Origin of the sequence: Collimonas humicola, from assembly GCF_018304945.1 — a bacterium.
Taxonomy (GTDB): domain Bacteria; phylum Pseudomonadota; class Gammaproteobacteria; order Burkholderiales; family Burkholderiaceae_D; genus Collimonas; species Collimonas humicola.
Window position 1 is genome coordinate 288,871 of sequence record NZ_JAGQEE010000006.1, and the last position, 22,817, is coordinate 311,687.

22 protein-coding genes and 1 riboswitch are annotated in these 22,817 nt (G+C 60.9%); of the genes, 11 read left to right on the forward strand and 11 right to left on the reverse strand.

Going from position 1 to position 22,817, the window contains the following annotated elements; all coding sequences use genetic code 11:
- Window positions 1-11 precede the first annotated feature (11 nt).
- Together hmgA and fahA are read left to right on the forward strand one after the other, a co-directional pair.
- Window positions 12-1,322 carry a homogentisate 1,2-dioxygenase gene (gene hmgA / locus KHU30_RS18775; protein ID WP_230427459.1) on the forward strand — a complete coding sequence of 437 codons (1,311 nt, stop codon included), beginning with the start codon at window positions 12-14 and terminating at the stop codon, window positions 1,320-1,322.
- Window positions 1,323-1,335: 13 nt separating this feature from the next.
- On the forward strand, window positions 1,336-2,604 hold the full coding sequence (fahA, locus tag KHU30_RS18780) for a fumarylacetoacetase (protein WP_211444136.1): 1,269 nt from the start codon (window positions 1,336-1,338) through the stop codon (window positions 2,602-2,604).
- A 142-nt stretch (window positions 2,605-2,746) separates the two neighbouring features.
- Here the strand turns inward: fahA and KHU30_RS18785 are convergent, their stop codons facing one another.
- From KHU30_RS18785 to lpxO, 4 genes are all read right to left on the reverse strand, one after another.
- On the reverse strand, window positions 2,747-3,130 hold the full coding sequence (locus tag KHU30_RS18785) for a type II toxin-antitoxin system HicB family antitoxin (RefSeq protein ID WP_211444137.1): 384 nt from the start codon (window positions 3,128-3,130) through the stop codon (window positions 2,747-2,749).
- A 65-nt stretch (window positions 3,131-3,195) separates the two neighbouring features.
- A complete protein-coding gene (locus tag KHU30_RS18790) occupies window positions 3,196-3,321 on the reverse strand; it encodes a type II toxin-antitoxin system HicA family toxin (RefSeq protein ID WP_211444138.1) in 126 nt (41 codons plus the stop codon).
- Window positions 3,322-3,632: 311 nt separating this feature from the next.
- Window positions 3,633-4,697: a purine-nucleoside phosphorylase gene (locus KHU30_RS18795; RefSeq protein WP_211444139.1), complete on the reverse strand. Its 1,065-nt coding sequence runs from the start codon at window positions 4,695-4,697 to the stop codon at window positions 3,633-3,635.
- Between the two features lie 141 nt (window positions 4,698-4,838).
- Window positions 4,839-5,741, reverse strand: a complete 903-nt coding sequence (gene lpxO / locus KHU30_RS18800; RefSeq protein ID WP_211444140.1) for a lipid A hydroxylase LpxO — start codon at window positions 5,739-5,741, stop codon at window positions 4,839-4,841.
- 157 nt (window positions 5,742-5,898) lie between these two features.
- Window positions 5,899-6,074, forward strand: a riboswitch (yybP-ykoY riboswitch).
- A 129-nt stretch (window positions 6,075-6,203) separates the two neighbouring features.
- Between lpxO and KHU30_RS18805 the strand changes: the two genes are divergently transcribed.
- On the forward strand, window positions 6,204-7,208 hold the full coding sequence (locus KHU30_RS18805) for a sodium:calcium antiporter (RefSeq protein ID WP_211444141.1): 1,005 nt from the start codon (window positions 6,204-6,206) through the stop codon (window positions 7,206-7,208).
- Window positions 7,209-7,228: 20 nt separating this feature from the next.
- On the opposite strand, the gene KHU30_RS18810 is transcribed toward KHU30_RS18805, so the two are convergent.
- Window positions 7,229-7,552, reverse strand: a complete 324-nt coding sequence (locus KHU30_RS18810) for a YnfA family protein (protein ID WP_211444142.1) — start codon at window positions 7,550-7,552, stop codon at window positions 7,229-7,231.
- A 166-nt stretch (window positions 7,553-7,718) separates the two neighbouring features.
- On the opposite strand from KHU30_RS18810, the gene sugE reads away from it, so the two are divergent.
- Window positions 7,719-8,039 (forward strand): quaternary ammonium compound efflux SMR transporter SugE, encoded by a 321-nt coding sequence (gene sugE, locus KHU30_RS18815; protein ID WP_098495884.1) that lies wholly within the window; start codon window positions 7,719-7,721, stop codon window positions 8,037-8,039.
- An 11-nt stretch (window positions 8,040-8,050) separates the two neighbouring features.
- On the opposite strand, the gene KHU30_RS18820 is transcribed toward sugE, so the two are convergent.
- The gene (locus tag KHU30_RS18820; RefSeq protein WP_211444143.1) at window positions 8,051-8,371 is read right to left on the reverse strand and encodes a ribbon-helix-helix domain-containing protein; all 321 of its coding nucleotides are present in this window, start codon (window positions 8,369-8,371) and stop codon (window positions 8,051-8,053) included.
- Window positions 8,372-8,442: 71 nt separating this feature from the next.
- A complete protein-coding gene (locus KHU30_RS18825; RefSeq protein ID WP_211444144.1) occupies window positions 8,443-9,024 on the reverse strand; it encodes a DJ-1/PfpI family protein in 582 nt (193 codons plus the stop codon).
- A 260-nt stretch (window positions 9,025-9,284) separates the two neighbouring features.
- Between KHU30_RS18825 and folE the strand changes: the two genes are divergently transcribed.
- Window positions 9,285-9,911, forward strand: coding sequence for a GTP cyclohydrolase I FolE (gene folE, locus KHU30_RS18830; RefSeq protein ID WP_211444145.1), 627 nt, complete (start codon window positions 9,285-9,287; stop codon window positions 9,909-9,911).
- Window positions 9,912-10,005: 94 nt separating this feature from the next.
- Here folE and KHU30_RS18835 read toward each other — a convergent pair whose 3' ends face one another.
- Window positions 10,006-11,250 (reverse strand): MFS transporter, encoded by a 1,245-nt coding sequence (locus KHU30_RS18835; RefSeq protein WP_211444146.1) that lies wholly within the window; start codon window positions 11,248-11,250, stop codon window positions 10,006-10,008.
- Between the two features lie 179 nt (window positions 11,251-11,429).
- A complete protein-coding gene (locus KHU30_RS18840; protein ID WP_211444147.1) occupies window positions 11,430-12,338 on the reverse strand; it encodes a LysR family transcriptional regulator in 909 nt (302 codons plus the stop codon).
- A gap of 134 nt (window positions 12,339-12,472) precedes the next feature.
- Here KHU30_RS18840 and KHU30_RS18845 point away from each other — a divergent pair, with 134 nt between their 5' ends.
- The 3 genes from KHU30_RS18845 (at window position 12,473) to KHU30_RS18855 (ending at window position 17,269) form a co-directional block, all read left to right on the forward strand.
- On the forward strand, window positions 12,473-13,357 hold the full coding sequence (locus KHU30_RS18845) for an MBL fold metallo-hydrolase (protein ID WP_211444148.1): 885 nt from the start codon (window positions 12,473-12,475) through the stop codon (window positions 13,355-13,357).
- The gene (locus KHU30_RS18850; RefSeq protein ID WP_211444149.1) at window positions 13,351-14,067 is read left to right on the forward strand and encodes a DsbA family protein; all 717 of its coding nucleotides are present in this window, start codon (window positions 13,351-13,353) and stop codon (window positions 14,065-14,067) included. Before KHU30_RS18845 ends, KHU30_RS18850 begins: the two co-directional genes overlap by 7 nt.
- Window positions 14,068-14,452: 385 nt before the next feature.
- The gene (locus KHU30_RS18855; RefSeq protein WP_211444150.1) at window positions 14,453-17,269 is read left to right on the forward strand and encodes an autotransporter serine protease; all 2,817 of its coding nucleotides are present in this window, start codon (window positions 14,453-14,455) and stop codon (window positions 17,267-17,269) included.
- A gap of 151 nt (window positions 17,270-17,420) precedes the next feature.
- Here the strand turns inward: KHU30_RS18855 and KHU30_RS18860 are convergent, their stop codons facing one another.
- Entirely contained in the window at window positions 17,421-18,581 is a 1,161-nt protein-coding gene (locus tag KHU30_RS18860; RefSeq protein ID WP_098497553.1) for a saccharopine dehydrogenase family protein, read from the reverse strand.
- Window positions 18,582-18,736: 155 nt separating this feature from the next.
- On the opposite strand from KHU30_RS18860, the gene KHU30_RS18865 reads away from it, so the two are divergent.
- The 3 genes from KHU30_RS18865 to KHU30_RS18875 all read left to right on the forward strand — a co-directional run bounded on the left by KHU30_RS18865 (window position 18,737) and on the right by KHU30_RS18875 (window position 21,475).
- Window positions 18,737-19,183 carry an Lrp/AsnC family transcriptional regulator gene (locus tag KHU30_RS18865; protein ID WP_061938265.1) on the forward strand — a complete coding sequence of 149 codons (447 nt, stop codon included), beginning with the start codon at window positions 18,737-18,739 and terminating at the stop codon, window positions 19,181-19,183.
- A 597-nt stretch (window positions 19,184-19,780) separates the two neighbouring features.
- Entirely contained in the window at window positions 19,781-20,836 is a 1,056-nt protein-coding gene (locus tag KHU30_RS18870; RefSeq protein ID WP_211444151.1) for a permease, read from the forward strand.
- Between the two features lie 42 nt (window positions 20,837-20,878).
- Complete coding sequence (locus tag KHU30_RS18875; RefSeq protein WP_211444152.1) at window positions 20,879-21,475, forward strand: hypothetical protein; 597 nt, start codon at window positions 20,879-20,881, stop codon at window positions 21,473-21,475.
- 17 nt (window positions 21,476-21,492) lie between these two features.
- On the opposite strand, the gene KHU30_RS18880 is transcribed toward KHU30_RS18875, so the two are convergent.
- Window positions 21,493-22,773, reverse strand: a complete 1,281-nt coding sequence (locus KHU30_RS18880; protein ID WP_211444153.1) for an MFS transporter — start codon at window positions 22,771-22,773, stop codon at window positions 21,493-21,495.
- Window positions 22,774-22,817: the final 44 nt, after the last annotated feature.

The following is a 22,817-nucleotide window of genomic DNA, read 5'->3' on the forward strand; positions in this document are numbered from 1 at the left end:
GGATGAAATCCATGGAAAACACAAACATGCTTCGCTACCAGTCGGGATTCTGCAATGACTTCGCCAGCGAAGCCTTGCCCGGCGCCTTGCCCGCAGCGCAGAACTCGCCTCAGAAAGCGCCATACGGCCTCTATGCGGAACAGCTGTCCGGCACCGCGTTCACCGCACCGCGCGCGCATAACCGGCGCTCGTGGCTGTACCGCATCCGGCCGGGCGCGATGCACCACGCATTTGAAAAGCTGCCGCAACCGCTGCTGGCCAGCGGTCCCTTTACCCAGGTCGACACGCCGCCTAACCAGCTGCGCTGGAATCCGCTGCCTATGCCGGCCGATGGCCAGTCCGCCGATTTCATCGACGGCATGGTCACCTTCGCCGGCAACGGCGACGCTGCGACACAGACCGGGATCGCCATCCATCTGTACGTGGCGAACCGCTCCATGCACGACCGCTTTTTCTATAATGCCGACGGCGAATTGCTGATCGTGCCGCAGCAGGGACGTCTGCTGGCCAGGACGGAAATGGGCGTGCTGGAAGTCAAGCCCGGTGAAATCGTGGTCATCCCGCGCGGCGTGCGCTTCCGCATCGAGCTGCCGGACGGCGCGGCGCGCGGCTATGTCTGCGAAAACTACGGCGCCGCCTTCCAGCTGCCGGAGCTGGGACCGATCGGTTCCAACGGCCTGGCCAATGCGCGCGACTTCCAGGCGCCGGTGGCGGCCTATGAAGAGCGCGAGGGCGAGTTCCAGCTGCTGGCGAAATTCGGCGGCAAGCTGTGGGCTGCGCGCATCGATCATTCACCGCTGGACGTGGTGGCCTGGCACGGCAACTACACGCCGTACAAATACGACCTGAGCTTGTTCAACACCATCAACACGGTCAGCTACGATCATCCCGATCCCTCCATCTTCACGGTGCTGACCTCGCCTTCGGATACGCATGGCACCGCGAATGTCGATTTCGTGATTTTTCCGCCGCGCTGGATGGTGGCCGAGCATACCTTCCGGCCGCCATGGTTCCACCGCAACGTCATGAGCGAATACATGGGCCTGATCCATGGCGCCTACGACGCCAAGGCCGACGGCTTTACGCCGGGCGGCGGCAGCCTGCACAATTGCATGAGCGGCCACGGTCCGGATGCCGCCACTTTCGAGAAAGCGTCCAGTGCCGAATTGGCGCCGCACCGTATCGACAATACAATGGCCTTCATGTTTGAAAGCCGCTACCTGATTCATCCGACGCCCTATGCGTTGGCGACGCCGCTGCTGCAGAAGGACTACCTGCAATGCTGGCACGGTTTGAAAAAGAACTTCAACGGTCAACCCTAAGAGAAAAGACATCATGCAAGCCAACGATCCGACATTGAAATCCTTTATCCCGACTCCGCCGGAGTCGCATTTTCCTATCCAGAACCTGCCTTTCGGCGTGTTCAGCAATGCCGCCGATCCGGCGCCGCGCGTCGGCGTCGCCATCGGCGGCCAGGTGCTGGACCTGGCTGCTTTGGCTGACTCCGGCTTGCTGACACTGAGCCCTGAAGTGTTCCGCCAGCCGACCCTCAATGCCTTCATCGCGCTGGGCCGCCAGACATGGCGCAGCACCCGCGCCAGCATCAGCGAGCTGCTGCGCCACGACAATATTCAGCTGCGCGACAACCAGGCGCTGCGCGAGAAAGTGTTCGTCGCGCAGGACCAGGCAACGATGCATCTGCCGCTGGAGATTCCGGGCTATACCGATTTCTATTCCTCGAAAGAGCATGCGACCAATGTCGGCTCGATGTTCCGCGATCCGGCCAATGCGCTGCTGCCGAACTGGCTGCATATCCCGATCGGCTACAACGGCCGCGCCAGCTCGGTGGTCGTCAGCGGCACGCCGCTGCAGCGTCCGATGGGCCAGCTGAAACTGCCGGACGCCGACGCGCCGGTGTTCGGCGCCTGCCGCAAGCTGGATTTCGAGCTGGAAACCGGCTTCATCATCGGCCAGCCGAATGCCCTGGGCGAGCCTATCGATATCGCCAGCGCCGAGCAGCATATCTTCGGCATGGTGCTGCTGAACGACTGGAGCGCGCGCGATCTGCAGCAATGGGAATACGTGCCGCTGGGTCCGTTCAACAGCAAATCCTTCGCTACCTCGATTTCGCCTTGGGTGGTGACGATGGATGCGCTGGAGCCGTTCCGCGTCGCCAGCCCGGCGCAGCAGCCGCAACCGCTGCCGTATCTGCGGCAGAGCGGCAAGAACGGCTACGACATTACGCTGGAAGTAGCGCTGCAGCCGGGCGCCGCCGCCCAGCCGCAAACCATCTGCCGCACCAATTTCAAGGCCATGTACTGGACCATGGTGCAGCAGCTGGCGCACCACACCGTCTCCGGCTGCAATACCCGCATCGGCGACCTGATGGGCTCCGGCACCATCAGCGGCAGCACGCCGGAATCGTTCGGCAGCCTGCTGGAGCTGACCTGGAACGGCAAGAATCCGCTCAGCCTGGCGGACGGCAGCCAGCGCAGCTTTATCCAGGACGGCGATGAAGTGGCGATGACCGGCTGGTGCCAGGGCGATGGCTATCGCGTCGGGTTTGGGGTGGTCAGCGGCAAGATATTGCCGGCGCGGGGGTGATGGAATAGATGTGCCGGTGATGAGCAATTCGAGAGAATTGCTCATCTCTATAGAGTAGAACCAGCTAGGGTAGAGCCAGCTTTATAAATCTCTTCGTTTGAGGCTTGCGCCACGTTGGCGACCTGGTCTCCGGTCACGATTTTTACCGGGCCATCGCTTTCAGCGCAGCCTGAGCCAGGAAGCCGGAACGCGTCAATTGATGCGCTTTGGCGAAGGCGTCAATCTCGCGCAAGAGATTTTCCGGCAATGAAATGTTGAGCCGCACAGGCTTGGTATTGATTTTGGAGCGGTCGATATTGACTAGCATCCAGTAGCCATCGGCATAGCCTGCCGCGTCTTTCCATTTTTCGATGGAACTCGCTTCAGGCATATGCGCTTCGCCTTCGTACATGACCTCTGCTGCTTCCTGGGCTTTTGCCGGCAGGTCGTTCAAATCGTCAGCCGCGGTAAAGACGCCGGGAAGATCCGGAAAGCTGGCGCCGTAAGCGCTATTTTTATCCTTCCATACATACAGCGGATATAACATTTTCGTCCTCATTTCAATCCGGCCTGTTTCAAGATGCTCTCGGCCGTGTCAAGCGGCAGGTCTTTCTACGGATGTGGAACAATTACAGATTTTCCGCTGACAGGATGGCGGTATTTATGGTGGCTGCCGCGGGTGGAGATGTGCCTCCATCCGGCTGCTTTCAGTTGCTTGATAAGGTCTGAGCTGTTCATCTTTATTTTACACAAAAATACACAAAACAAGTATTGATTGTGTATTTTTATGTATTGCTTGTTGTTTGGAGATTGGTAATGGGACGCATCCGGAGGTCTTGGGCGATCAATTGTGATGAAGAACAAATCGCGGCAGTAGTGGTAAAAATCTCAAAAAATGAGTGGGTTACAGGTGGTGCCATCTATCCACGATGACTGGGGCCGCAAAGAATGGGCGCAAAAAAAGCCGCGAATGCGGCTTAAGGCGAAGCAAGCACTGCTTCACATCCGGGTCACGCAGTCAAACGTGACCTCATCCTTGTGTCATCGAGTCATCGGCGCGGCACGCCGTCGCGCCATTCGCCCCAATGCGTCACGATGTCCTGCACCAGCGGATTCCCCGCGCGGTACAGATTCTCGGTGGCCGGCACGAAGCCGCCCTGGTCGGCATAGTTGAGCAGGTTGTCGGCGCTGGTTTGTCCTTGATACGGACGGTCGAAATCCGATCCGGTGCGCAATGCAGCTACCCGGCTCAAATCAACCCGCTTGGTGCTGGATGCGCGTTTCAAGGCTTCGAAGGTGGCATTGTCTTCCTGCGCCGTCATGCAATACACGCCCTTGTTGTCGGTCAGGATCTTGGTCCACTGCCTTGCGCGTTCGCCCAGCAGCGTGCCTGACCACCAGGTATTGCCGGAGGCGATATCGCATTGGACTACGGTCGGCGGCTGGTTGGCCGGCGCATAGCTGAACTTGGAGCGCGCTACCTGCGCCTGCGGGCTGTCAGCCAGCACCACGTTGCGCGACAGCGCGTATGCCGCATCGGCCAGTTTCGAATTCAGCTGGAATACTTCGTTGCGATAGTCGAGCGGCGGTTTGTCGCTCGGGCTCTTGGTGTTGATGCCGAGATAGCCGGTATTCCAGCCGGCCGGAATTTCGCGCGCATCGAGTTCCCACTGGATGCCGAAGTCGACCAGATACTTGGCCCATGCAGCCGAGCCGACGGTGGCGCGGCCAGGATCGACGCCGGCAATCCCGGAGATCAGGAAGTAGGTATGGCGCAGGTCGAAGCGCGATGAGAAGGTCAGGGCCATGATCGAGGCCGAAGCATTGGCGTAGCCCATGCCGGTGGTGACCACGCAGACGTCCTGCCGGTTGCAATGCACGTCCGGATAGTCCGGCGACAGGCCCGGGACAGAGACGGTTTTCCAGGGACCGATGCGATCCAGCCAAGCCTGGCCTTCGGGGCCGAACATGGTGATGATCATGACCTTGACCGGACGGTTCTGGGCATTGGATTCGGCGAGTCCGTCGCTGCCCCGGTCCTGCGCCAGCGAAGGCACGGAGGAGCAGGCAGCAAGCGACAGGAAAGCTGCGGAAATAAGCGAGCGAGTCATCATGGGTTTTCCTTATGGCAAATAGAAGCCGTAGTCTACCCGTGAAAACCGATTTATGTTGTCGCGGTGCAATATAAAGACCTGTCTGGCAGGCGTAAAAAAGCCGCCTGCAGGCGGCTTGCTGAAACGCGTTTTACGCGGCGGTCAGAGGTAGACGATGGCCAGCACGACGCCGATGATCAAACCGAATTTGACGCACATGTACAGCGGCTTGCTGAATTTTTTCAGGCGGCGCCGGTATTGGCCGGCGGCCCAGACAAAGCGGAACAGCTTGTTGATGCCGCCGGTCTCGTCGCCGGTTTCGTTGGGCGACGCCGCGGCGCTCATCATGTGGCGGCCGAGCCAGCGGTTGATGGCTTGCGCCCAGCGGTAGCGCATCGGCCGCTCGATGTCGCAAAAGATGATGATGCGGTTGCTGTCGCAGCCGTTCTGCGCCCAGTGGATATAGGTTTCGTCGAACACCACGCCCTGGCCGTCGCGCCAGCTGTAGCGCTGCTGGTTGACTTCAATGAAGCAGCGGTCGTCGTTCGGCGTCACCAGGCCCAGGTGATAGCGCAGCGAACCGGCGAACGGATCGCGGTGCGGATTGAGGGTGCCGCCAGGCGCCAGCTCGGCAAACATGGCTGCCTTGACGCTCGGCGTGCGGCGCAGCAGCTCCACGGTTTTCGGACAGAATTGCTCGGCCGACGGATGGCTGGCGTCATACCATTTCAGGTAGAAGCGCTTCCAGCCGGCCTTGAAGAAGGAATTGAAGCCGGCGTCGTCATTCTTTTCCGCCGCGCGGATTTTTTCCAGGCCGATCAAGCCCTGCGCTTCATCGCGGATGGTTTCCCAGTTGTCTTCCAGGATCTTGAGGTCGGCGAAAGTGCTGGTCGGCAGATAAGGCGTGTTGGTCGGCACTTTCGAGAACATGTACATGAAGATGTTGAGCGGCGCCATGATCGACGAATGGTCGAATATCTGCCGGAAGAAGGGCAGGCGGGCCTTGCCGCGGAAGTGCACGTACAACACCGATAAAATAAAAATACTGACTACTGCCCATTTCATGAAAATGCGCTCCGTTACAAATAAGCCGCCATTTTATCTCTTTTGCGCTTGTTATCCGTTATTCAAGCCGTTTGTTACCCTGATCTATTGCGAAGGGTAATATCTAAGCCAGCGGCGCCGTGATTGCCGCCGTGAATGTTTCGATGATAAAATTGCGCCTCCTTAGGGGAGTAGCCGCCTTCGAATCTTTCGAAGAGCGCATGTCAACATACTTGGCGCTGTATCCAATTTACGCCATGGCATGCGCGACCGCACGGTTTGGCAAGACCTATGGTGCATGTCCTTTACCCGGCCGGGCGAAGGCGTTGCGCCATTCGTCAGTGCCCGGCCCTCAGGATGTCTCATGCTTAATTACCGCCAATGGCAGCGCCGGCGCGCTGCTGCAGCCAGCTCATACAAGCGGCCCTTCTTCCCAGCTGCGCCATTTTCTTTATCGTTCGCATTGCCGTCACAGGTGCGCGCATGATGCTTGCGATCGCCTTGTTGCTGGGCTCAGCCGTCGTCATCTATTTGTCGTGTGAGTATTTCGTCAACAGCATCGAATGGGTCGGCCGCCGGCTCGGCATTGCCCAGAGCGCGGTAGGTACGGTGCTGGCGGCGTTCGGCACGGCGCTGCCGGAAAGCGTCGTGACCTTTGTTGCCGTGGTGTTCGGACGCGATGCGGCGCACCGTGAAATCGGCGTCGGCGCCGCTCTTGGCGGGCCGCTGGTGCTGGCCACCATTGCTTATGCGGTGGTGGGCCTGATGTTCATCCTGAACCGTAAAAAGCTCGGCAATATCCTGCTGTCGGCCAGCGCCGCTGCGCGCCTGAGCCGCGATCAAGCCTGGTTCATCGGGATTTTCGTGGTCAAGGTCGGCCTCGGGCTGGTGGCGTTTGCCATCAAGCCTTGGCTGGGCGCGCTTTTCCTGCTGGCTTACGGCGTGTACATCTGGGGCGAAATGCGCAAGGAAGAAGACGCCGACGCCGAGATCCATGAGCTGGAGCCGCTCAAGTTCCGTCCGCACGATCCGCAACCGCTGCTGGGCTGGGCGCTGCTGCAGACGCTGGTGGCGCTGGTGGTGATTTTCCTGAGCTCGCAGCTGTTCGTGCATCAGCTTGGCGAAATTTCGCCATGGCTTGGCATCTCGCCGCAATTGACTGCCTTGCTGCTGAGCCCGATCGCCACCGAGCTGCCGGAAATCCTGAATGCGGTGATCTGGGTCCGGCAGGGCAAGCAGACGCTGGCGCTCAGCAATATCAGCGGCGCGATGATGATCCAGGCCACCATCCCGACCGCGCTGGTGCTGATCTTTACGCCGTGGATGCTCAGCCCCGCATTGATCTGGGCCGCCGCCGTGACCATGATCTCGATGTTCGGTTTGTATGCACTGCTGCGCAAGGGCATGCTGAACGGCGGCATCCTGGCGCTGTTCGGTCTGCTGTACGTGGTGTTTGCCGCCGGCCTGGGATGGATAGGCGTGCACTGATCAGCGTGATCGCCTTGTTGTCAGGCGCGCGCGCCCAAGGCGATCACCGCCGCGCCTGACAGCGCCAGTCCCGCTCCCAGCAGATCGGTCCAGCGCGGCGCAATGCCGTCGACGCTCCACAGCCAGAAAATCGCGGTGGCGATATACACCGCGCCATAGGCTGCGTATACGCGGCCGCTGGCGGCGGGATGCAAGGTCAGCAGCCAGACGAAGGCCAGCAGGCTGATGGCCGCCGGCAGCAGCAGCCACGCCGCACCTTTGCCGTTCAGCCACAGCATCGGCAGGTAGCAGCCCAGCAATTCGGCGACGGCGGTCAGGAGGAACAGGGCAAAGGTTTTCGTCATGGCAGGATTGGCGAGCTCAGGTTTGGAAAATTGCCGCGCATGCGGGCATGGCGGGAAAAAAATATAATGGGCGGCATTGCCGCATTCCATTCCGGCGCCGGGACGACCTGGCGCTGCCGCACATTGTATTTCAACCGGGGACGACCCCATCTTTTATGGAGGTCGCATGGCCTGGATCATTCTCTTACTTGCCGGCATAGCGGAAGTCATCTGGGCTGTCGGCCTCAAATATTCCGAAGGTTTTACGCGCACATGGCCGTCGATCATTACTTGCGCCGGCATGGCCGTCAGCATCTGGCTGCTGGCGATCGCCATGCGTACGCTGCCGCTTGGTACTGCCTATGCGGTTTGGACCGGGATCGGCGCGGTGGGATCCTTCATTGCCGGCATCGTGCTGCTGGGGGAGGCGGCCAGCCTGGCGCGCATCGCCAGCGTCAGCCTGATCGTGCTGGGGCTGATCGGCCTGAAGCTGTCGACGGCAAGCTGAGTTAGCAGGCCCTAGGCGGAGGCGCCGATCTTGGTAGCAGCGGTAGCCGCTGCGGTTTCTAATCCGGCGTGACTCTTCAAGGTCTGGTAGCGCAGGCAGGTGACGCGCAGGAATGAGGCGAAATTGCTGGCTTCACCCAGGTGGGTGGTGACTTCTTCGTGCAGTTTGGCGATCAGCTGGTTGGTGGTCAGATCGTTGTCCGCCGCCAGTTCCGCCAGCGTTTGCCAGAACAGGTTTTCCAGCTTGATGGTGGTGATGACGCCCATGATGCGCACCGAGCGGGCGCGCGATTCATACAATATGGGATCGGCCTGGGCATAAATCTGGCACATCGGACGCCTCGTTTCTGGTTGTTGCCAATAGCTGGGAAAGTGCAGCCGGCGCGCCGGCTGCACGGCGCCCATCATAACTCGATGCGAGTCCCCAATGCGGCCAGGAACAAGGCCAGCCAGGCCGGATGGGCCGGCCACGCCGGCGCGGTCACCAGATTGCCGTCGCGGTGCGCCGCCGTGACATCGATTTCCGCATACTTGCCGCCGGCCAGTTTGACTTCCGGAGCGCAGGCAGGATAGGCCGAGCAGGTTTTCCCTTCCAGCACGCCGGCCGCGGCCAGCAGCTGCGGGCCATGGCAGACCGCAGCGATCGGCTTGTCGGCGGCATGGAACTGCTGGACGATTTCGATCACGCGCGGATTCAGGCGCAGGTATTCAGGGGCGCGGCCGCCGGGGATCAGCAAGGCGTCGTAGCGGCTGACGTCGACATCGCTGAACGCTGCATTCAGGGTGAAGTTGTGGCCCGGCTTTTCGCTATAGGTCTGGTCGCCTTCAAAGTCATGGATGGCGGTGCGGATCCGGGCGCCGGCAGCTTTGTCCGGACACACCACGTCGACCTGGTGGCCGACCATCTGCAGGGCCTGGAACGGCACCATCAATTCATAGTCTTCAACGTAGTCGCCGGCCAGGATCAGGATTTTCTTTGCGCTCATGATGGATCTCTCAGTGAGGTTGGTGGGGCAGGGAAGGTCGAGTATGGGACCGTGAAATCTTGTGCAGGTAATAACGGGTTATTACCGTTGCATGTTTCGATGTTGCATCGCGCAAATGGCAGCTTTTGACTAATCGAATGCACTAATGCAATAGCTGAATTACACTGTCGGCATTGGCCGCGGCGCTTGTTTGTCTAGTTCAGCATATGTGTGCGGCTGCGCAGCGGCAAGTAAAAATTTTTTTTAGAAAAGGTAACCAGATGGCCTCAAACGATTCATTGCCGGCGACGGCGGCTAGCACCTTGCCGGAACGTCCGAGCCGGGCCGAGGCGGAGTCGGCGATTCGCACCCTGCTGCGCTGGGCGGGCGACGATCCCGACCGCGAAGGCTTGCTGGACACGCCGGCGCGCGTGGCGCGCGCCTATGAAGAATTCTTTGCCGGCTACAGCAAGGACCCGGTCGAGATTTTATCGACCACGTTTTCCGAAGTGGAGGGCTATGACGAGATGGTGGTGTTGACCAACATCCGTTTTGAAAGCCATTGCGAGCATCATATGGCGCCCATCATCGGCAAGGCGCACGTGGCCTATCTGCCGGACCGGCGCGTGGTGGGAATCTCGAAACTGGCGCGCCTGGTGGATATCTACGCCAAGCGCTTGCAGATCCAGGAAAAAATGACAGTGCAGATCGCCGATACCCTGCAGCAGGTCTTGCTGCCGAAGGGCGTGGCGGTAGTGATCGAGGCATCGCACGGCTGCATGACCACGCGCGGCATCCACAAGCCGGGCACCAGCCTGGTGACCAGCCGCATGCTGGGCGCGTTCCGCGACGATCCGTCGACGCGGCGCGAATTCATGAGCATCATCAGCCAGAAGCGCAACGAGTAAACCTGCTGCCATTGCCGGCTGCCGGCGCCGTCCGGCGTCGGTGCAGGGAGCCGCATGCGCTCCCTGCATTCCTCCTCAATTCTCCTCAATCTCCTCAAATCAACGGTCCCGTTTCTTTCTCTTCATGGCCGGTCACCCGCGCCTGCATGGCGCGCGCCACCACGCTGCGCGACAGGTACCAGTACAGCGCGATGACAGCGGTCGAGAACAGCGCAAAGCCCATCATTCCCGCGTACAGGTAAAACACCTTGTACAGTTCGATGCCGACGCCGTACAGGGTCATGTTGATCATGCCCATGGTGGCGGCCACGGTGGCTTTCGAGACCGGGCTTTCGGTCAGGGTGAAGCGGATCATCACCGCCGCCGACAGGCCTTCGCCGAAAGCGATCGCGCTGATCGCGGCCACCAGGAAGTAGGGCTTGTCGAGGAAAGTCGCGCCGAACAGCATGATCAGGATGCCGAGCGCGATCGGATAGAGCGCGATCTTGATCGAACTGCCCAGGCGCCAGCGGTCGACCTGGCGCGCCAGCACCAGGTTGCCGGCGATCAGGCAGGCGAATACCGGAATCTGCCAGTAGCCGTATTCGATCACGCTCAGATGACCGTCGGCCACCAGGATTTCCGGCGACATGGCGATCCAGCCGATCAGCGGAATCGCCAGCAGGGGCATGCACATCGCCGCCTTGAGGAAGTGCAGGTTGCCGACCACTTCACGGTAGTCGTGCCAGATCTGCGCCAGCGGCAGTTTTTCCTTGCGCGGCTTGACGGTTTCAGGCATGTGCCGCGCCAGGCCGACCAAGGCGAGCGTGGCGATCGCGGCGATGAACACGAACACCATGCGCCACGGCAGCACTTCAATCATGAAGGCGCCTGCGACCGGGCCGATCAGCGGCGCGATCAGCGCCACATTGGCCATCAGCGCGGTGACCCGGATCGCCGCCTTTTCTTCGAAGGCCTCCTGCACCACGGCATAGCCGACCGAAGAAATGAAGCACAAGCCCATGCCTTGCAGCACGCGCAAGACGATGAAACTTTCGATGCTGCGCGAAAACAGCGTCGCCAGGCAGGCGATGATGAAAAACAGAGTGCCGCCCAGCATCACAGGACGGCGCCCGATGCGATCCGAGAGCGGCCCGAACAGCCATTGGAAGATCGCGCCGCCGACCAGGAAGGCGGTCATGGCAGACGCCATCCAGGCCGCGCTGGCGCCGAATTCGCGGGTCACTGTCAGCATGCCCGGCTGGATCATGTCGTTGGCGATGTACACTGAGAATTCGAACAGGACCAGGGCCAGCGGAAACATCAGGGTGCTGCGGGTAAGCGTGGAAATTTTTTGCATTGTTTGATTCGCTTGGTAAAGACGGTGAAGCTATACAGCCAGGGATCGGGCATCGCGCCGGGCTGGCCGGTTGGCGATTGGGTACAGGGTGTTGACCGGGCTGCGGCGGCAAAGCCGCGCATGCCTCAACGTCAACGGACGAAGTTGTCTGGCGAAATCGCCTGAAGAAATTGGTTAATTCAATTGACCGGCGCTTCCCAGCCGGAGTCTGCGCTAAATTCCTCGACCAGGAAATCGAGCATGGCGCGCAGGATGGCAGGCATCTGACGGCGCGAAGCATAGACGCCGTAAATACTCAATTCGCGCGGGCGATATTCGCCGAGCAGCGCCCGTAGTCTACCATCATGCAGCAATCCTGAGGCGGCGTGCAGCGGCTGCAAGGCAATCCCTGCTCCGCACACCGCCGCTTCCAGCAGCACCGACGATTCGTTGGCGCTCATGTTGCCGCCAACCGGCACCGCGATCGGCGCGCCGTCCTTCTCGAATTCCCACAGGCTTTTGCCGAAATAGGAATAGGTCAGGCAGTTGTGCAAGGCCAGGTCTTCCACGGTTTTCGGCGTACCGTGCTCCGCCAGATAGGACGGCGCCGCCACCACTACCGAATGGCAAACCGCCAGCTTGCGTGCAATCAGGTTGGGATCGAGCGCATTGGTGATGCGGATCGCCAGGTCGACCCGTTCTTCGATCAGGTTGACGGTGCGGTCTACCATCAGCATGTCGATCGCGGTGCCGGGATAGCGCTTGAGGAAGCGGGTCAGCAGCGGCACCAGATAGGTTTGCCCCATCGACATGCTGAAGGTCAGGCGCAGCGTTCCGCGCGGCGTGTTTTCCGGCGCGGCGGCAGAGGACTGGATATCGCCGGCCATGTCCAGCATCTGCCGGCAGCGCGGCAAGGTGTCGCTGCCGGCCGAGGTCAGGCTGAGCTTGCGGGTAGTCCGGTGCAGCAGGCGCGCGCCCACCCATTGCTCCAGCTCTGCCAGGTAGCGCGAGACCATGGCGCGCGACATGTCCAGCTTGTCGGCGGCGGCGGTCAGGCTGCCTTGGTCGGCAACCTCCACAAAGACTTGCATTGCGATCAGTCTGTCCATGGTTATTCCTGTCTAGGTGATCAATTTGATTGATTTGATCGATTTATGCAACAAACTGATCGCTATTATGGGGTTTTTTGCATCGTTTTTGGCAACTATGATGATGGTTCTTTCACTTCACTCTGGAGATATCGATGTTCAAACGCACAGTATTCCGTTCGCTGCTGGCAGCTGGCGCCAGCCTGATGATCGCCGCTTCCGCCACGTCTGCACCGCAGCCGCTCAAGCTGGAAGTCTATAATCCGGGCGCCAATGGCATTTTCCCGGTGTCGTCCGAGCTGATTACCGGCAACACCGACGCCATTGTCGTCGACGCCCAGTTCGACCGCGCCAGCGCTGAACAGCTGCTGAAAAAAGTGCAGGACAGCGGCAAGAAGCTGACTACCATCTACATCAGCCACGGCGATCCTGATTACTATTTCGGCCTGGAAGTGCTGAAAGCCGCCTATCCGGACGCCAGGATCGTGGCGCCGGCGCCGGTAGTCGCCCACATCAAGGCCACCATGGAAGGCAAGCTGGCGTTCTGGGGCCCCAAGCTCGGCACCAACGCGCCTAAGCAGCTGATCGTGCCGGAAGCGCTGGAAGGCAACACGCTGACCCTGGAAGGCCGCAAGCTGGAAGTCATCGGCCTCGACGGCGCCAGCCCGGACCGCAGCTTCGTCTGGATTCCATCGCTGAAAGCCGTGGTGGGCGGCGTGCTGGTGGTCGGCAATGAACATGTGTGGACGGCCGACACCCAGACCCTGGCCTCGCGCCAGCAATGGATCAAGATGCTCGACAAGATCAGCGCCCTGCATCCGAAAGTCGTGGTGCCCGGCCATTTCAGCGCCGGCGCGCCGCAGAACATCGAATCGGTGCGCTTCACCAAGGATTACCTGAAAACCTATGAAGCCGAAACCGTCAAGGCCAAGGACTCCGCAGCGCTGATCGAAGCAATGAAGAAGCACTATCCGAACCTGGACGGCGTTTCTTCCCTGGAGCTTGGCGCCAAGGTCAGCAAAGGTGAAATGAAATGGTAGAGCGCGATCATTGCAGCGACGGCGGCTGCGAGCTTCCCGACGCCGCAGCCAATGCCGAAGCAGCAGCGCCGGCAGCCGCCAGCGGCACGGTGCTGCACTATATCTACGATCCGCTGTGCGGCTGGTGCTACGGCGCCGCCCCCTTGCTGACGGCAGCCCGTGAGATCGATGGCCTCGCCATCGTGCTGCATGGCGGCGGCATGATGACCGGCAGCAATCGCCGGCAGGTCAGTACGCAGCTGCGCAGCTACGTGATGCAGCACGATCACCGGATCGCGGCGATGAGCGGCCAGCCGTTTGGCGAGGACTACTTCAACGGCCTGCTGCTGGACACCACGGCGATACTGGACTCGGAACCGCCGATCAGCGCGGTGCTGGCTGCCGAAGCCGGCAGCGGCAGCGGGCTGGCCATGCTGGCGCGGATCCAGACTGCGCACTATGTGCAAGGCTTGCGGGTGGCCGATGCGGCGGTGCTGCGCAGGCTGGCGCTGGAGCTCGGCCTTGATGCGGCGCAGTTCGACAGCGCATTTGCGGCCCAGCAAGGCGCTGCCACGCAGGCGCATATCGCTGCCAGCCGCGCGCTGCTGAACAAGGTTGGCGGACAGGGCTTTCCTACTTTCGTCCTGCAGCGCGGAGAGAAACTGCAAACGCTGGATGCCGGACGCTTCCTGGGCCAGGCGGAAGCCTGGAAAGCAGCTTTGCAGGGGTGATGCTGGCCCCCAGCGTCCGATGTTTTTCTATGTGAAGTCTGCCGCGAGGCAGGCTTTTTTTTCGTCCCGATCCGTTGTCTCAATGCTAAAAAAAGACTTTGCGACAAACTGTTTTCAATTTGCTATTTAGTTGTTAATTAGTGGTTATTTATTGGTAATTACTTGCTATTTTTCAGTAAAGATGACGATCTTGCATGCTGTGATTTCACAACAATTCACAAAAACTGCTCATTTTTTTAGCATTTAGTGACAGCTTTGTATTGTATCGATTCTTGCGCGACGGTATCTTTGCAAGCAAATTTTCACCACGTAATTTGGCGTAAAGCACTGGGAGGACAATTGTTTTCAGACTGTGTTTGCCGCAAGTTATTCAATCGAGTAGGCCATGAATCGCAAACACATCAGTCGTTTTCCCTTGTCAGTAGTATCCATCGCCGTCATGAGCTCGCTTGCAGCCTGCGGCGGCGGAGGCGGCGGTTCCAGCAGTCCCGATGGCGCCCAGCAGCCGGTCTCCACCAATCCGGCGCCGACCACAGCGGCGCCGGCAGCGGCAGCGCCGATCCTCAATACCAGCGATCCGAGCAATGCCAATGCGGCCCATGCGCGCGGCATCACCGGCGCCGGCGTGACGGTGGCGGTAGTCGATACCGATTTCAACGTCTCCGATCCCGAGTTTGCCGGACGCCTGGTCAAGACCGTGTATGCCAGCGGCGGCGCCGGCAATCCGCACGGCAGCGAAGTGGCGGAAGCCCTGGGCGGCAGCAGCTATGGCGTCGCGCCGTCGGTGAGCATGCTGGGGGCAGCGGTCGGCACCGGCGGCGACAACGTTTCTTTTAACACTCCGGTGTACCAGGATTTGTTCAACAAGGGCGCGCGCATCTTCAACCAGTCGAACGCCTTCGGCTCGATCGCCGCGCCGGCCGGCAATGGCCCCACCTTCTACAATATCTATCAGCCGTTCGTCAGCCAGGGCAGCCTGTTCATCTGGGCTGCCGGCAATGACAGTAGCGCCCATCCCAGCCTGACGGCCGGTTTGCCTGCCCTCTATCCGGACCTGCAAAAGGGCTGGCTGGCCGTGGTGGCGGTGAACGCCGCCGGCGGCGCGCAAGGCTACAGCAGCAGCGATACCACGCCGGGCGTGCTGTCCAGCTATTCCAACCGCTGCGGCGAAGCCGCCAACTGGTGCCTGGCGGCGCCCGGCGATTTCATCTCGGCGACGGCCAACGGCCGCGTCTACGGCACCTCGTTTGCGACGCCTGCGGTCACTGGCGCCGCGGCCCTGGTGCAGCAAGCCTTTCCCTGGATGAGCGCCGACCAGATCCGCCAGACCATCCTGTCGACCGCCACCAGCATGGGCGACACCGCCACCTACGGCTGGGGTTTGCTGAATGCCGGCAAGGCCGCCAGCGGGCCGGCATTGTTCGATACGCGGCTGACGCTGGGCGGCAATTTCGTCGCTAAATTCGATGCAGTCAGCTCGACCTTCGGCAACGACATCGGCGGCAATGCCGGCTTGCTCAAGGATGGCAGCGGCACGCTGACCCTGGCCGGCAATAACACTTACAGCGGCGCTACCGAAGTGCTCAAGGGCACGCTCAATGTCACCGGCGCGGTAGCGACCGCGGTCACGATTGACAGCGCAGGCGTCCTCTCCGGCGCCGGCGGCAAGGTCGGCGGCAGCGTGTTCAACTACGGCCGCCTCAGCAATACCGGCAGCGGCATGACCATCAACGGCAATTACACAGCCAGCGCCAGCGCCGTGCTGGCCAATCAGTTCAATTCGACCTTGACGGTGGGCGGCAGCGCGGCGCTCGGCAATTCGCACCTGGTCGCTACCACGCCGGCCGGCAGCAGCGATCCGTCCGGCTACGTGGCGCAGCAGGTCGGCGTCAAAGGCAAGGTGCTGACCGCCGCCAGCGGCGTTAACGGCCAGTTCCAGGATGTCTCGTTCGAGCATGACGGCACCGCTTTCAATCCGGGCACTTTCCTGAGCGCGACGCTGGGCTATACGCCAAACGAGGTCGACCTCACCATCGCCCGCAACAGTGTGCAGGCGGTTGCGGCACAAGCGTTTGCCGCCGATCCTACCCGCAACAACAGCGCCGCCAACGTCGAGCAAGGGCTGAAAGCGGCCGACGCCATGGTCGCCAGCGGCAACACCGGCGGCAGCAATGCGGCTTTCCTGAGCAGCGCCGCGGCGATCCAGCGCACGGCGGATATTGCCGCCGCGGGCCAGGTGCTGGACAGCTTGTCCGGGCAGATCTACGCCTCCTCGCAAGCGCTGACTTTCCAGCAGTCGCAAGCCATCAACCGCGATTTGTCGAATCGCCTGGCGCTGCTGGGCAGCCCGATGCCGTCGCAGGCCAAGGCCGGATTGTGGGCCAGCGTGATCGGCGCCACCGGCAAGCTCGGCCAGTCGGGCTACTCTTCGGCTGATACCTCGACCTGGGGCGGCCAGTTCGGTTTCGATACCCATCTGAACGACCAGGCGATCGTCGGCGCCGCGCTGTCGTACTCGGAAAGCAAGGCCAGCTTCGACCGCTTCGGCGGCGCCTCCAACAGCCAGGACGCCAGCCTGTCCCTGTACGGTCGCTATGCGCTCAGCAAGGACGGCGTGTATGTCTCCGGCCGCGCCGGCGTCGCCAGCGTCAGCAGCAAGATCAACCGCACCGCGATACTCGGCAGCGAAGTCGACAGCCTGTCCGCCAAGCATCACGACAGCATGCTTTCAGCCTATGCCGAAACCGGCTACGTGCGCCAGCTGTCGCCGACAGCGACGCTGACACCGTTTGCCGGCATCAGCTACGACCGTCTCAAGCGCGGCGGCTTCAGCGAAACCGGCAGCGCGTTCGGCCTGACCGCCGGCAGCAGCACTTATCAGCAGACTGCAAGCGTATTGGGTTTGCGCGGCGACACCAAGCTGGACTGGTTTGCCGGCAGCAGCAACCTGCAAGCCTATGGCGCCTGGCAGCACGGCTTTAACGGCGGCAAGCTGGATTTCAACGCGGCCTTCGTGGGCGCGCCGGTTGCAGGCTTTACCGTGCAGGGCATCGGCCTGCCGCGCAACAGCGGCTGGGCTGGCATCGGCATCACCACCGCGGTCAGCCGCAAGTGGAGCTGGTACGGCAATTACGATGCGCAGTTCGGCAAGGGCGGCGTGGTCAACAATGTGTTCTCGGTGGGTGCCCGCATGTCTTTCTGATGATGGCTGAACTCATCTCGTTTTGATCTCGGCGCACCGGGACAATAAAAAACGGCCGGTATGACTCGCGAGAGCTATACCGGCCGTTTTACCAACTACGCTTTGTTCGTGTGTTTGCGATCAGCTTATGTAACCAGCTTATGTAACCAGCTTAGGCAACCGCTTTCAATTTGTTGAAATCGGTATTGCTGGCCGGTGCAAAGCCGCCGTGGGCAGGCGCGTGGCTGGCGTAGAACTGGCCGAAGCGGTTGCCCAGGAAGTCGGACAAAGTCGCTTGTTCCTGGCGCACGAAGCCGCTTTGCGGCAGCACGCCGGTCACCACCAGGTCGACCATCGCGCAAATGCCTGCCGCGGTAGTCAGCTGGATCGCCGACAGCAGCTGGCCGTTGACGTGCTGGCTGTAGATCTTCTTGGCATAGGTTTCTTGCTCAAGGCGGCCGTCGCGCATGCCGCTGACGCTGACGAAAGTCAGCACCACGTCTTGCTTGGTGATCGGGATCGAGGTTTCCAGCACTTCCTTCAGGATCGGACGGCGTTCCAGCTTGCCCAGTTGCAGGTCGCGCACCAGGATCTTGATGATGTCGCGATGGCCAGGGTAGCGCACGGTCTTGTAATCCAGGTTCTGGATCCGGCCTTGCCAGCTTTCGCACAGGGTGCCGAGGCCGCCCGAGGTGTTGAAGGCTTCGTAGTCGATGCCGTCCAGCGAGAAATGCTCCAGCTCTTCCAGCGGCGAAGTTTCGCGCAGGGTGCCGTCGACAATCGCTTCGCAAGGATTGCAGTACTCGTTGATCAGGCCGTCGGTGCTCCAGGTCAGGTTGTATTTGAGTGCGTTGCTCGGGAAGGTTGGCAGCGCGCCCACGCGCATCTTGACGTCGTGCAGGGTCTCAAAACGGTTGGCGACATCGTTGGCGACGATCGAAATGAAGCCGGGCGCCAGGCCGCATTGCGGCACGAAGGCGGTGGTCGAATCCTGCGCGATCGATTTGACGAAACGGGTGCTCTCGACATCTTCGGTCAGGTCGAAGTAGTGCGAGTGGGCGGCCTTGGCCGCTGCCGCGATGACCGGGGTCAGGAAGTAAGGGCAGGCCGACAGAGTGACGTCATGGCCGCTGATCAGCTTGGTCACGGTAGGGGCGTGCGAAATGTCCGCCAGGATCGTCGTGACGTTCGGAAAGCCCGCTTGCTTGACGTATTCCAGGCGTTGCGGATCGCGGTCGGCCACGGTCAGGATATAGTCGCCTGTGTGCGACAACAGGTTGAGGATAGCGTCGCCGATTTTGCCGGCGCCTAGTAGGATCAGTTTGGTAGTCATGTCGTCGCTCACTCTTGGTTATGTAGTTATGGTCAATGCTGCTGTTCTGCTGGCACCATTCTAAATTCAAGCAAAGTCAGATAATAGAGTGTAAATAGTCGTCAAAATGTATAATAACGATACAATTTGACGAACATTAGAGATGGATTGTCGCGATGAGAGAGAAACTCGACGAAGTCGACCACAAAATCCTGGCCTTGCTGATGGATGACGCCCGGCTTTCCATGGCCACCGTCGCCAAGCGCGTCGGCATCGCCCGCACCACTGCGATAGCGCGCCTGGCGGCGATGGAAAAGAAAGGCGTGATCGCCGGTTACGGCGTGCGGCTGGACCTTGAGCTGTACCAGCCGGCGGTGCGCGCCTATGTCGGCATTTCGATTGATTCCCGCAATGCACCACTTTTGGTGCAGCAGTTGCAAAAAATGTCACAGGTCGAGACGCTTTGCGCGGTCAGCGGCGTGATCGACTATATGCTGACCTTGCGCTGCCAGTCGACCGACGAGCTGGACCGCCTGCTGGACCAGATCGGCGCCATGGAAGGCGTGCGCCACACTTCGACTTCCATCATCCTGAGCAAGCGCATCGATCGCGGCCCGATTTGAGCGGCCCGGGAGATATGTGATTTATCTATAACTGTTATACAAATAATAAAGCAGACATGAATGCTGCACTGCCATATAGTTACACCTGTCTCCTCCAACACCTCCTAAGGTTTGGATTCAACCCGCTACCGCAAGGTCAGGCGGGTTTTTTTTTGCCTTGGCAATATGTAATTCATCGATAGTCCCGGAGATAACCGCTGCTCTGGCCTTGTGTCTGCTGCACCCCGTTGTCGGCCGGTCAGGCCGCGGCAATAGTCGCCGGTTGCCTAGGGCCTGTTAACAATTAATTTGGGAGATGCGTTCAAGCCAAAACGTGTGCTGGCAAGGCGCGTGGCGTAGCTGGGGCTGAAGCCCCAGCAAGCCATGCAACGCCGCCAGCGCACGTTTTGGCTTGAACCCTCCGGGAACGGCTGCAGGCGTCACATGCCGTCGTTACTCCTCCTTGCCGTAGCACCGCTACGTCGCGTCGTCGCGCCTAGGCCTGTAACGCCTGCCGCGCGTTCGCACTCCCAAATTAATTGTTAACAGGCCCTAGTGGGCTTGGGAGTTACGCTGAGTTATGATGCTTTGTCACCGCCAACTACCAATTACGTCGCCATGAACACTCTTTCTCCCCCGTCGCCCGCAAGAGGCCTGTCATTCTGGTGGAAGCCAGCCTTGTTTGTGCTGGTGGCCGTGATCGGCCTGTACTACGTCAAATGGTCGCCTTACTACCTGAAATCTTTCGTCGCCGCCGACAAGCACAGCATCGGCACCTCGATTCTCAACGACAGCCCGGGCGAGCCGATGAGCGCGGCCTTGAGCTACGCCAAAGTGTATTTCCTGGCCATCTGGAAAGCGGCGGTGCTGGGCGTGATCCTGGGTTCCTTGCTGCAAGTGCTGATTCCGCGCGACTGGCTGTTGCGCATGTTCGGCGGCAGCAGTTTCGGCTCGGCCCTGCGCGGCGGCCTGTTTGCCTTGCCGGGCATGATGTGCACCTGCTGCGCCGCGCCGGTGGTAGCGGGCATGCGCCGCCAGCAGGTTTCGGTGGGCGCGGCGCTGGCCTTCTGGATCGCCAATCCGGTATTGAATCCAGCAACGCTGGTATTCATGGGTTTCGTGCTGGGCTGGGGCTTCGTCGCCTTGCGCCTGGTAGCCGGCATCGCCCTGGTGCTAGGCGTTGCAATGATCGCCCAGCGCATTTCGCGGCCGCAGCAGATGCCTGAGGCAACGCTGGCAGCGGTGGCTGAAGCCAGCGCTCCTGAGCAGAAAAATTTCATGGCGCGCTGGGCGCGCAGCCTGTGGCAGCTGTTCTGGAGCACCATCCCGGTGTACGTGCTGGCAGTACTGGTGCTGGGCGCGGCGCGGGTCTGGCTATTCCCGCACGTCGACGGCGCCATGGGCAACAGTTTGCTGTGGCTGCTGCCGATGGCGACTGTCGGCATGCTGTTCATGATCCCAACCGCTGCAGAGATTCCCATCGTGCAGACCATGCTGTCGCTCGGCATGGGCATGGCGCCCGCAGTGGCGCTCTTGATGACGCTGCCGAGCGTCAGCCTGCCTTCGCTGCTGATGCTGCGCAAGGACTTCGACGGCAGGGTGCTGGTGGTGGTGGGTTTGCTGACGGTGCTGGTGGGAGTGGTCAGCGGCCTGGTGGGCGCACTGCTGTTGTAAACCGGCCTCGCCGCCAGCTTGCTAGATCGAAGAATGGACGCCATGAGGAAAAACGCTTTTCTTTTTACGCTGCTATGCGGCGTCTTCGCCAGCGCCCAGGCTGCTTCTCTGCCAAAAAATATCATTGGCCAAATCCCCGCCGGCTACGAGGTACTTTCCTACAAGAGCGGACAACTGAACGACGACAAGCTGGAAGACTTCCTGGTCGCCGTACGCAAAGCCGATGAAAAGGATATTGCCGAAAAAACCGGCAAGGCCCCGCGCCGTCCGCTCCTGCTGTTTGTCCAGAATGCCGACGGCAGCTATACCTTGGCCAAACGCAACGATCACGTGATTTTTGCGGTTGACGAAGGCGGCCAGTGCGATCCGTTCGAAGACGGCGAGGAGGGGCTGGCGATCAAGAATCATTACTTCACCGTACAAAACGGGGTCGCCTGTGGCTCCCATTGGACCGATTACATCACTTTCCGCTACGAGCCGAAAATGCATGACTGGATTTTCCACAAGCGCATCAGCGAAACCTGGGTCATGAACAACAGCAAGGATCCGAACGCTGGCGCACTGATTCCGGGAAACCGGTGGCTTGAAAGCGGCAAGGGTAAGCCGCCCGTGCCGTTTGAAAAATACAGCGCCGATTAAAGCATCGGCATAGCATCTCAAGCTGCCTGGCAAACCATCGCCGCTTGTACTGGCTTAGGAAAGAACGGCAGCGCAATCAGGGCCAGCACACTTCCCAGCAGCCATACGCCTGACCAGCTGGCCAGCGTCAGGATATGCGGCAGCGCCAGCGGCGTCAGGAAGCACATCACGAACACGCTGGTGTTCGCCATGCCCAGCGCGGTGCCTGCATTGCGGGCGCCGGCGATGGTCGCCAGTTCGGTGTAGGCGACGCCGTGCCAGGCCGATACGCTGATGCCGGTAATCACCAGCGTCACGAGCAGCAGCGTCCCCATCAACGGTGTAACGGCAGGCAGCTGGCCGGCAAGCGTCACCAGCGCGGCAAGTGCTGCAAAAGCGACTGCAACCGAGATGGTGCAGCAGCGCAGGTACTCGCGGCGATTGCGGTTGCGGTCGGTCCAGCGGCCGCTCCAGATCCGCATGATCATGGCGCCGCCTTGCAGTGCCGCCATGGCGGCAGTGATGGCAGCGATGCCGGCGTGGCCGAAATCGTGCAGGAAGACCGTGCCGAAAGACAGTATCGCAAACTGCGGTGCGCACAGGATGCCGATGGCGGCGACGATGCTCCACAATTGACGGTCCTTTAACGGCGCCGGCCCGGCGGCCGCTGCCTTGGCAGCCTGGCCTGATGCTTTGTCTGCCGGCGCGGCGGCAGGTTCGTGCAGCCACAGCCAGGTGAAGAACAAGGTGACGAGGCAGAACAGGGCGAGTACGCCGTACACGGCGGCAAAGCCGAGATGGGCGGCCAGCACCGGCAGGATCAGGGCGCCGGCGGCGCCGCCTAGCGGTACGGCAGTCTGCCGTATGCTCATGGCCATGCCGCGTTCGCTTTCGCCGAACCAGGTCATCACTGCGCGGCCGCTGGAGCCGTTGACGCTGCCGCCCAGCAAGCCGACCAGCAACAACCCGGCGGCCAGCAGCGGCAGGGCGGGTATGTGTCCGGCGACAGGCGCAACGAACAAGGCCATCAGCGCCAGCGCGGCGGCGGTAGCGGCGAGGCCGGTCAGCAGCACCGGGCGATCGCCCCAGCGGTCGGTCAGCAGGCCCCAGGGCAATTCACTGATTGCGATGCCCAGGCCCATCAGCCCGAGCACCAGGCCTAGCTCTGAATTGCTTAAATGGTAACTTGAACGTATCAGCACGGCGGTAATCGGAATGCCGCTGAAAGCGGCTGAGAAACTGGCGTTGGCTGCCACGCCGACGCCCAGCACTTTCCAGCGATGGCGGCGGTTATTGGTGAAATCTGCAGAGTGGGACATCGAAATTCTCCTGTGAGATATAGGCTGGCAAGGATCAAGAGCTG

What these genes read in the sequence shown, in the direction of transcription:
- hmgA (WP_230427459.1), top strand. Translation starts at nt 12, where the DNA reads ATGGAAAACACAAACATGCTTCGCTACCAGTCGGGATTCTGCAATGAC.
- fahA (WP_211444136.1), top strand. Translation starts at nt 1,336, where the DNA reads ATGCAAGCCAACGATCCGACATTGAAATCCTTTATCCCGACTCCGCCG.
- KHU30_RS18785 (WP_211444137.1), bottom strand. Translation starts at nt 3,130, where the DNA reads ATGTTATATCCGCTGTATGTATGGAAGGATAAAAATAGCGCTTACGGC.
- KHU30_RS18790 (WP_211444138.1), bottom strand. Translation starts at nt 3,321, where the DNA reads ATGAACAGCTCAGACCTTATCAAGCAACTGAAAGCAGCCGGATGGAGG.
- KHU30_RS18795 (WP_211444139.1), bottom strand. Translation starts at nt 4,697, where the DNA reads ATGATGACTCGCTCGCTTATTTCCGCAGCTTTCCTGTCGCTTGCTGCC.
- lpxO (WP_211444140.1), bottom strand. Translation starts at nt 5,741, where the DNA reads ATGAAATGGGCAGTAGTCAGTATTTTTATTTTATCGGTGTTGTACGTG.
- KHU30_RS18805 (WP_211444141.1), top strand. Translation starts at nt 6,204, where the DNA reads ATGATGCTTGCGATCGCCTTGTTGCTGGGCTCAGCCGTCGTCATCTAT.
- KHU30_RS18810 (WP_211444142.1), bottom strand. Translation starts at nt 7,552, where the DNA reads ATGACGAAAACCTTTGCCCTGTTCCTCCTGACCGCCGTCGCCGAATTG.
- sugE (WP_098495884.1), top strand. Translation starts at nt 7,719, where the DNA reads ATGGCCTGGATCATTCTCTTACTTGCCGGCATAGCGGAAGTCATCTGG.
- KHU30_RS18820 (WP_211444143.1), bottom strand. Translation starts at nt 8,371, where the DNA reads ATGTGCCAGATTTATGCCCAGGCCGATCCCATATTGTATGAATCGCGC.
- KHU30_RS18825 (WP_211444144.1), bottom strand. Translation starts at nt 9,024, where the DNA reads ATGAGCGCAAAGAAAATCCTGATCCTGGCCGGCGACTACGTTGAAGAC.
- folE (WP_211444145.1), top strand. Translation starts at nt 9,285, where the DNA reads ATGGCCTCAAACGATTCATTGCCGGCGACGGCGGCTAGCACCTTGCCG.
- KHU30_RS18835 (WP_211444146.1), bottom strand. Translation starts at nt 11,250, where the DNA reads ATGCAAAAAATTTCCACGCTTACCCGCAGCACCCTGATGTTTCCGCTG.
- KHU30_RS18840 (WP_211444147.1), bottom strand. Translation starts at nt 12,338, where the DNA reads ATGGACAGACTGATCGCAATGCAAGTCTTTGTGGAGGTTGCCGACCAA.
- KHU30_RS18845 (WP_211444148.1), top strand. Translation starts at nt 12,473, where the DNA reads ATGTTCAAACGCACAGTATTCCGTTCGCTGCTGGCAGCTGGCGCCAGC.
- KHU30_RS18850 (WP_211444149.1), top strand. Translation starts at nt 13,351, where the DNA reads ATGGTAGAGCGCGATCATTGCAGCGACGGCGGCTGCGAGCTTCCCGAC.
- KHU30_RS18855 (WP_211444150.1), top strand. Translation starts at nt 14,453, where the DNA reads ATGAATCGCAAACACATCAGTCGTTTTCCCTTGTCAGTAGTATCCATC.
- KHU30_RS18860 (WP_098497553.1), bottom strand. Translation starts at nt 18,581, where the DNA reads ATGACTACCAAACTGATCCTACTAGGCGCCGGCAAAATCGGCGACGCT.
- KHU30_RS18865 (WP_061938265.1), top strand. Translation starts at nt 18,737, where the DNA reads ATGAGAGAGAAACTCGACGAAGTCGACCACAAAATCCTGGCCTTGCTG.
- KHU30_RS18870 (WP_211444151.1), top strand. Translation starts at nt 19,781, where the DNA reads ATGAACACTCTTTCTCCCCCGTCGCCCGCAAGAGGCCTGTCATTCTGG.
- KHU30_RS18875 (WP_211444152.1), top strand. Translation starts at nt 20,879, where the DNA reads ATGAGGAAAAACGCTTTTCTTTTTACGCTGCTATGCGGCGTCTTCGCC.
- KHU30_RS18880 (WP_211444153.1), bottom strand. Translation starts at nt 22,773, where the DNA reads ATGTCCCACTCTGCAGATTTCACCAATAACCGCCGCCATCGCTGGAAA.